The organism is Actinomadura fibrosa, from assembly GCF_900659615.1.
Lineage (GTDB): Bacteria > Actinomycetota > Actinomycetes > Streptosporangiales > Streptosporangiaceae > Spirillospora > Spirillospora fibrosa.
The window spans coordinates 1-7,838 of record NZ_CAACUY010000341.1 but is presented as its reverse complement, the minus strand read 5'-3'; the positions used below and the strand labels follow the sequence as shown (position 1 = coordinate 7,838).

7 protein-coding genes are annotated in these 7,838 nt (G+C 73.0%); all 7 read right to left on the bottom strand.

The features are described from left to right. Positions 1-368: 368 nt before the first annotated feature. Complete coding sequence (locus E1300_RS45385; RefSeq protein WP_131763465.1) at positions 369-1,247, bottom strand: L-threonylcarbamoyladenylate synthase; 879 nt, start codon at positions 1,245-1,247, stop codon at positions 369-371. A gap of 150 nt (positions 1,248-1,397) precedes the next feature. Beyond that, positions 1,398-2,258, bottom strand: coding sequence for a peptide chain release factor N(5)-glutamine methyltransferase (gene prmC / locus E1300_RS45380; RefSeq protein ID WP_131763464.1), 861 nt, complete (start codon positions 2,256-2,258; stop codon positions 1,398-1,400). After that, positions 2,255-3,319 (bottom strand): peptide chain release factor 1, encoded by a 1,065-nt coding sequence (prfA, locus tag E1300_RS45375; RefSeq protein WP_131763463.1) that lies wholly within the window; start codon positions 3,317-3,319, stop codon positions 2,255-2,257. Before prfA ends, prmC begins: the two co-directional genes overlap by 4 nt. Before the next feature lie 117 nt (positions 3,320-3,436). Continuing rightward, complete coding sequence (gene rpmE, locus E1300_RS45370; RefSeq protein WP_021598595.1) at positions 3,437-3,655, bottom strand: 50S ribosomal protein L31; 219 nt, start codon at positions 3,653-3,655, stop codon at positions 3,437-3,439. 221 nt (positions 3,656-3,876) lie between these two features. After that, complete coding sequence (locus E1300_RS45365; RefSeq protein ID WP_131763462.1) at positions 3,877-4,530, bottom strand: response regulator transcription factor; 654 nt, start codon at positions 4,528-4,530, stop codon at positions 3,877-3,879. 259 nt (positions 4,531-4,789) lie between these two features. Beyond that, entirely contained in the window at positions 4,790-6,205 is a 1,416-nt protein-coding gene (locus E1300_RS45360; protein ID WP_242619810.1) for a sensor histidine kinase, read from the bottom strand. Positions 6,206-6,397: 192 nt separating this feature from the next. Then, the coding region (rho, locus tag E1300_RS45355) for a transcription termination factor Rho (RefSeq protein ID WP_131763461.1) at positions 6,398-7,838 on the bottom strand (1,441 nt) is incomplete at its 5' end.

Genomic DNA, 7,838 nt, shown 5'->3' with positions numbered 1-7,838 from the left:
GGACCCGAACGCGGTCCGCAACCTGACCGCGGAGCTCGACGAGGCCTGATCCGGTTCCCGTCCGGCCGCCGCCACCCCCGCCGCCCGCGGCGGACGTCTGCCCGAATGGGTCAAGGCGCTGCTGGAGAAGGCGGGATCGGAGACCGTCGTCAAGCTGAAGAAGTCGGCCAAGCTCGGTTACGGGCCGTTCCGGAGCACATGGAACGCCTCGGTCCCCTCGCCGCTCCGCAGGATCGTGGGTACCGGGCCGGTGTTCCGCGCCGCCTTCCGCTTCTTCAAGGCCCTGCACTAGGACGCGGCGCCTGGCAGGGGCAGAGCAGCGGCCCGGGAAGGCCGACGTTCCGCGCTGAGGCCCTCGCTGCGGGGTTTCAGTCGTCCTTGGTGAGTGAGGGCTTGGACGCGGGCTCCGCAGCGGCCTGCGAGGCCTCTGGGGCGTCGCCGGGCTGCTCCTTGACGAGGGACGGCCTCGCCTCGGCCGCCGTCTCGGCCTTCGCCTCGGCCGCCGCCCCGGTCGCCGTTCCAGCCTCCGCTTCGGTCGCGCTCCCGGTGCTCGTCACGTCGTCGGGGGCGGCCGTGTCCTCGGAGGCCTCGTCCGGCTCGTCCTCTTCCGTGAGGAGGACGCCGACCACCGACCGGATCTTCTCCTCGGGGATGGCGCCCGCGCGCAGCAGGCGCGGGATGGGCCCCGTGAGGTCCACGATCGTGGACGGCTCGGCATGCCCCGACTGGCCGCCGTCCAGGTACACCGCGACGGAGTCGCCGAGCATCTTCTCCGCCTCGTCGGCGGTGCGCGCGGCGGGCCGGCCGCTCAGGTTCGCGCTGCTCACCGCGAGCGGGCCGGTCTCCTTCAGCAGCTCGACGGCCAGCTCGTGCATCGGCATCCGCACCGCGACGGTGCCCTTGGTCTCGCCGAGGTCCCACATGAGGTTCGGGTTCGCGCGGCAGACCAGCGTCAGCGCGCCCGGCCAGAACTCGTCGATGAGGTCCTGCCCGTAGGTGCCGAGGTCCTCGACCAGCGCGGTCGCCGCGCGGACGGAGCCGACCAGCACCGGCGGGGGCATCTCCCGGCCGCGGCCCTTGGCGTCCAGCAGCGCCGACACGGCCTGCGGCATGAACGCGTCCGCGCCGACCCCGTACACCGTGTCGGTCGGCAGGACGATCAGCTCGCCGCGCCGCACGGCCGAGAACGCCTCGGCGATTCCCCGGCTGCGTTCCAGCGGCTCCGAGCAGTCATAACGTCGGCTCACGATCGCCCGTCTTCCCATCTGCGCGACGGCACTCGTCCAAGTGGCAGGCCCCAGGATATCCACGCCCGGACGCCCGGTGGTGCCCCGCCGGCCGGTGCGCGTCCGCGCGCCCGCGTGGCCGCGAGCCCGTGCCCCGGCGCCGGTGCCGGGTCAGTCCGCGGCGAGGCGGGCGGTGACGAACCGGTCCCGGTTGGTCAGGTCGCGGCGGTTGCGGACGTCCCGCCAGCCGTTCTCCTCCGCGAAGATCCAGTACACGCCGTTGCCCTGGAGGTCGCTGTGCTCCACGGCGGCGTACCCGCCGGGCCGGAGCAGGCGCCGGGCGGTGCGCTCGACGACGCGGATGGCGTCCAGGCCGTCGTCGCCGCCGCCCCACAGCGCGTCCGCCGGATCGTGGTCGCGGACGTCGGGCGGCACGTACTCCCACTCGCTCATCGGGATGTACGGGGGGTTGCTGACGACGAGGTCGACGGTGCCGTCCAGCTCCTTCAGGGCCGTGCCGAAGTCGTCCAGGTGGAGGCGGACCCGACCGCGCTCGTCGAGTTCCTCGATGTTGCGGGTGGCGTGGATGAACGCCGTGGGGTCCTTCTCCACCGCGTGGACGCGCGCCCGGGGCGCCTCCAGGGCGATCGAGAGGGCGATGGCGCCCGAGCCCGTCCCGAGGTCGACGACCAGGGGGTCGCGGACGTCCATGTCGCGGAGCGTCTCCAGCGCCCAGCCGACCATGACCTCGGTCTCCGGGCGCGGGACGAAGACGCCCGGCCCCACCTTCAGCTCCAGGTACCGGAAGAACGCGCGGCCCGTGATGTGCTGCAACGGCTCGCCGGCCTCGCGCCGCGCGACGAACTCCCAGAACCGGGCGTCGAACGCGCTGTCGGGGACGCCGTGCAGCTCCGAGCGTTTCACCCCGTGCACGGCCGCGGCGAGCTCCTCGGCGTCGGCGCGGGGAGAGGCGACGCCCGCGTCGGCGAGCCGCGCGGTGGCCCTGGCGATCTCGTCGAGCAGCAGCTTCATGATCCTTGGGCTTCGGCCAGTCGTCGTTCCATGTCGGCGTCGACCAGCGCCTGGGTCACGTTGTGCAGGTCCCCGTCCAGCACCTGGTCGAGGTTGTAGGCCTTGTAGCCGACGCGGTGGTCGGAGATCCGGTTCTCCGGGTAGTTGTAGGTGCGCACCCGCTCGGAGCGGTCGACGGTGCGGACCTGGCTCTTGCGCTCCGCCGACGCCGCCGCGTCGGCCTCCTCCTGCGCCATCGCGAGCAGCCGCGACCGCAGGATCCGCAGCGCCTGCTCCTTGTTCTGGAGCTGGCTCTTCTCGTTCTGGCAGGAGACCACGACGCCGGTCGGCACGTGCGTGATGCGGACCGCCGAGTCGGTGGTGTTCACGCTCTGCCCGCCGGGACCGGACGACCGGTACACGTCGATGCGGAGGTCGTTCGGGTCGATCTGGACGTCGACGTCCTCGGCCTCGGGCGTCACCAGCACGCCGACCGCGCTCGTGTGGATGCGGCCCTGCGACTCGGTGGCGGGCACCCGCTGCACGCGGTGGACGCCGCCCTCGAACTTGAGGCGCGTCCAGACGCCCTCCTCCGCGCCGCCCTTCGCCTTCACGGCGACGGTGACGTCCTTGTAGCCGCCGAGGTCGGAGGGATGGGAGTCCAGCACCTCGGTCTTCCAGCCGACCCGCTCGGCGTACCGCAGGTACATGCGGAGCAGGTCGCCGGCGAACAGCGCGGACTCCTCCCCGCCCTCCCCCGCCTTGACCTCCAGGATGACGTCCTTGCCGTCGTTGGGGTCGCGCGGGACGAGGAGCCGCCGCAGCCGCTCCTCCAGGTCGTCCTTGCGCTTGGCCAGCTCGGTGGCCTCCGCGGCGAACGCCTCGTCCTCGCCGCCCAGCTCGCGGGCCGTGGCGAGGTCGTCCTCGGTGGCGGTCAGTTCGCGGTAGGTCTCGACGATGGGCCGCAGCTCGGCGTAGCGCTTGCCGAGCCGCCGCGCCAGGTTCTGGTCGGCATGGACGGACGGGTCGGCGAGCCGTTCCTCGATGCCCGCGTATTCGCTGATGAGATCGTCGAGATTCACGGTGTGTCCTGGGCCGTTCCGGACCCGGGCCCCGGACGGGACCCGGATGCCGACTTCGGACGGCCCGGGGACCTGGGTAGTCCCCGGGCCGCCCCTGGTCGCTGCGGAGCGGCCGTCCTACTTGCCGGCCTTCTTCTTGCCGAAGCGCTGCTCGAAGCGCGCCACCCGGCCACCGGTGTCGAGGATCTTCTGCTTGCCCGTGTAGAACGGGTGGCAGTTCGAGCACACGTCCGCGTGGATCACGCCGTTCTCGGCGGTGCTGCGGGTCTCGAAGGTGTTGCCGCAGGTGCACGTCACCGTGGTGACGACGTAGTTCGGGTGGATGTCGGGCTTCATGGTGTCTCCTCGCTCTGTGCGGTCGCCGGGCGCCCCGTCCGCACGGCGGAGCCGTGGGAGAAAAGTGGGGAGGCGTGAACCGGTACCGCGGCGGTTGCACTCCAAGTGTGCCAGATACCCGAACGTGCCGAGGTCATCGGGCATTCCCGATCTTGCTCCCCGCGGCGCCCGCCCCGGCGCCCGGCCCGGCAGCCTGGCCCGGCGGCCTGGCCCGGCGGGCGTCAGCTCTCGGCGCGGCCCAGGTAGGCCAGGACGGCCATGACCCGGCGGTGGCCGCCCTGCGCGGGCTGGAGGTCCAGCTTCATGAAGATGTTGGAGATGTGCTTCTCCACGGCGCCCTCGGTGACCACCAGGTCCTGCGCGATGGCGCCGTTCGAGCGTCCCTGCGCCATCAGCCCGAGGACCTCGTGCTCGCGCGGCGTCAGGGCCCGCAGCGGGTCGCCGGTGCGGCGCCGGCCGAGGAGCTGCCCGATCACCTCCGGGTCGATGACCGTCCCGCCGGCGGCGATCCGGCGGACCGCGTCGATGAACTCCGCGACGTCCGAGACCCGCTCCTTGAGCAGGTAGCCGATGCCCTGGGCGCCGCCGCCGATCAGGTCGGTCGCGTAGCGCTCCTCCACGTACTGCGACAGGACGAGGATCGGGGTCTCCGGCCGCCGCTCCCGGACGGCCAGCGCCGCCCGCAGCCCCTCGTCGGTGAACGAGGGCGGCATCCGCACGTCCACGATGGCGAGGTCGGGGGCGTGCTCCTCGACGATGCCGAGCAGGCCGGGCCCGTCCCCGACGGTCGCCACGGTCTCGATCCCCGCGTCGTCGAGCAGCCGGACGAGCCCTTCGCGCAACAGCACCGAATCCTCGGCGATCACTACCCGCATGCGCCCATTATCGGCCCCGCGGGCCGTCCCGGCGATCTCACCGCCGACACGGCCACACGGCGCCCCGGAGGACGCTGCGGCGCTTCGGGCCCGCACGGCGCCCCGGGTCGGCGGGACCGGGCCGGCGCCCCGGAGGACGCCGCAGTGTCTAGGCGGGACCGGAGCGGCGCCCCGGAGGACGCCGCAGTGTCTAGGCGGGACCGGAGCGGCGCCCCGGAGGACGCCGCAGTGTTTCGACGGGGCCGGGGCGGGGCCTCGGTCACCAGGTGCAGGGGAGGTCCGCGCGGATGATCGTGGGGCCGCCGGGCGGGCTGTCCACGATCAGCATGCCGTCGATGGTCGCGGCCCGGTCGGCCAGCCCGGACAGGCCGCCGTCGGGCCGCGCGACCGCGCCGCCGACACCGTTGTCGATCACCTCGACGACCACCCACGCGTCCTCGCGGGCGACGCGGACGGACGCGCGGGTCGCCCGCGCGTACTTGGCGATGTTCGCCAGCGACTCCGCGACGATGAAGTAGGCGATGCTCTCCACGGCGGCCGGCGGGCGCTCCGGCAGGTCCACCTCCACCTCGACCGGCACGGGCGCGCGGGCGGCCAGCCCGGACAGCGCCGGGTCCAGGCCGCGGTCGGTGAGGATCGCCGGGTAGATCCCGCGCGCCAGGTCGCGCAGCTCGGAGATCGCCTCCTTGGTGCCCGAGTGCGCCTGCTCGATCAGCGTGCGGGCGCCCTCGGGGTCGTCGTCCAGCTTCGCGCGGGCGCGGCCGATGTCCATCGCGACGGCCAGCAGCCGCTGCTGCGCCCCGTCGTGCAGGTCACGCTCGATGCGGCGCCGCTCGAACTCGGCCGCGTCCACGCCCCGCGCCCGGCTCGCTTGGAGGTGCGCCGTCCGCTCCCGGAGCTCGCGGTTCTCGGCCTGGGACGCGCTCTGGCCGAGCAGCAGCCGCGCGACGGACGCGTGCACGATCCCGGCCGTCCGCGTCACGTACATCGCGACCACGAGGAAGGCGAGCCCGAACAGCGAGACCGGCAGGGCCGTGAAGAAGTTCCCCGCCCAGTACGACAGGATCCCCACGTTGATCTCCGTCCCGCCGTCGGCGGCGACGATCACCGGCATGAGCAGCAGCGTGCCCGTCGCCCCCCAGACCGCCGCCGACATGACGAACTCCACCAGCGCCATGGGGAACAGCAGCGCCAGGTAGAGCAGGTCCTTCCAGGTGGCCGGGTCGCCCGCCATGGCCCTGAGCTTCCGCAGCGGGTTGCGCCCGGCGGGCAGCCGCCGGTAGGGGTCTGGGAGGGGCACGCCGAACGCCGCGCGGACGAGCCTGCGCTCCAGCATCGCGCCGAACCGCCACGCGACCATCAGCATGGCCAGCAGCACCAGCCCCACCCAGATGATCATCGTGCCGATCGACAGGGCCAGCCCGACGGTCAGCACGATGAACCAGCCGAGCCCGAACGCCAGGCTCACCCCGAGGTACAGCGCCGAACGCCACGTCAGCGACGACCGGATCATGTCGACCGGAGCCCACGACGTGTTCAGGACGGACCGGACCTGAGCCCCGCCGTCCGCCCTGCGCGCCCCGCCGCCCAAGCCCGAGCCCGCGCCCGCGCCCGCGGCGTCGACGTCCCACTCCCCGCGCCGGCCGGCGCCGGAATCCCTGCTCAGCTCGCCCACGTCGTCCCTCCGTGCCCGTTCCACCGTACGGCTCAAGCCTGCCGACCGGAGGGCCTGCACCACCATGATGTCCCCCGCCGCATCCGAGGTGGGGCTATCCCCACCATCCCCGCCGCGGGACGGCCCGGGAACGACGGCGCCCCCGCCCGGACGAACCGGACGGGGGCGTCGAAGAGTCCTCGAAGGGGGAGATCAGCGGTCGTCGGAGACCGTCGTCTTCTGCACCTGGAGGAGGAACTCGGCGTTGGACTTGGTCTCCTTCATCTTCTCGATGAGGAGCTCCAGCGCCTGCTGGGTGTCGAGCGCGTGCAGCACCCGGCGGAGCTGCCAGACGACCCGCAGCTCCTCCGGCGCCATGAGGATCTCCTCCTTGCGGGTGGACGACTGGTCGACGTCCACCGCCGGGAAGATGCGCTTGTCGGCGAGCGACCGGTTGAGCTTGAGCTCCATGTTGCCGGTGCCCTTGAACTCCTCGAAGATGACCTCGTCCATGCGGGACCCGGTCTCCACCAGCGCGGTGGCGAGGATGGTCAGCGAGCCGCCGTTCTCGATGTTGCGCGCGGCGCCGGAGAACCGCTTCGGCGGGTACAGCGCGGTCGAGTCGACACCGCCGGACAGGATGCGCCCGGACGCCGGCGCCGCCAGGTTGTAGGCGCGGCCCAGCCGGGTGATCGAGTCGAGCAGCACGACGACGTCGTGGCCGAGCTCGACCAGCCGCTTGGCACGTTCGATCGCCAGCTCGGCGACCGTCGTGTGGTCCTCGGCGGGGCGGTCGAAGGTCGAGTGGATGACCTCGCCCTTCACCGTCCGCTGCATGTCGGTGACCTCTTCCGGACGCTCGTCCACGAGGACGACCATCAGGTGGCACTCCGGGTTGTTCTTGGTGATCGCGTTGGCGATCGCCTGGAGCACCATCGTCTTGCCGGCCTTCGGCGGCGAGACGATGAGGCCGCGCTGGCCCTTGCCGATCGGCGACACGAGGTCGATGATCCGGGTGGTCAGGATGCCCGGGTCGGACTCCAGCCGCAGCCGCTCCTGCGGGTACAGCGGGGTCAGCTTGGTGAAGTCGACGCGGCCCTTGGCCTGGTCGGGCTCCATCCCGTTGACGGTGTCGAGGCGGACCAGCGCGTTGAACTTCTCGCGCCGCTCGCCCTCCCGCGCCTGCCGCACCGCGCCGGTGATGACGTCGCCCTTGCGCAGCCCGTTCTTACGGACCTGGGCCAGCGAGACGTACACGTCGTTCGGGCCGGGCAGGTAGCCGGTCGTCCGGACGAAGGCGTAGTTGTCGAGGATGTCGAGGATGCCCGCGACCGGGATGAGGACGTCGTCCTCGCTGATCACCGGCTCCTCGTAGCGCTCGCGCCCGCCGCGGCCGCGGTTGCGCTCGCGGAACCGGCGCCCGCGCCGTCCCCTGCCGCCGGCCTCGTCGTCGTCGCTCTGGCCGCCGCCGCCCTGGTTCTGGCCGCGCTGCCGGTTGCCGCCCTGGTCGCCGCGGTCGCCGCGGTCGTTCCGGTCACTGCGGTCGTTCCGGTCGCCGCGGCCCTCGCCGCGCTCGCCGCGGTTCTCGCGGCCCTCACGGCCCTCGCCGCGCTCCCTGCCGCGGCGCTGGCGTCCGCCGCCCTCGCGGCCGTCG

Bases quoted from the DNA above. Each gene is read 5' to 3' on its own strand.
- prmC (WP_131763464.1), bottom strand. From the start codon at position 2,258: ATGAAGCTGCTGCTCGACGAGATCGCCAGGGCCACCGCGCGGCTCGCC.
- rpmE (WP_021598595.1), bottom strand. From the start codon at position 3,655: ATGAAGCCCGACATCCACCCGAACTACGTCGTCACCACGGTGACGTGC.
- E1300_RS45365 (WP_131763462.1), bottom strand. From the start codon at position 4,530: ATGCGGGTAGTGATCGCCGAGGATTCGGTGCTGTTGCGCGAAGGGCTC.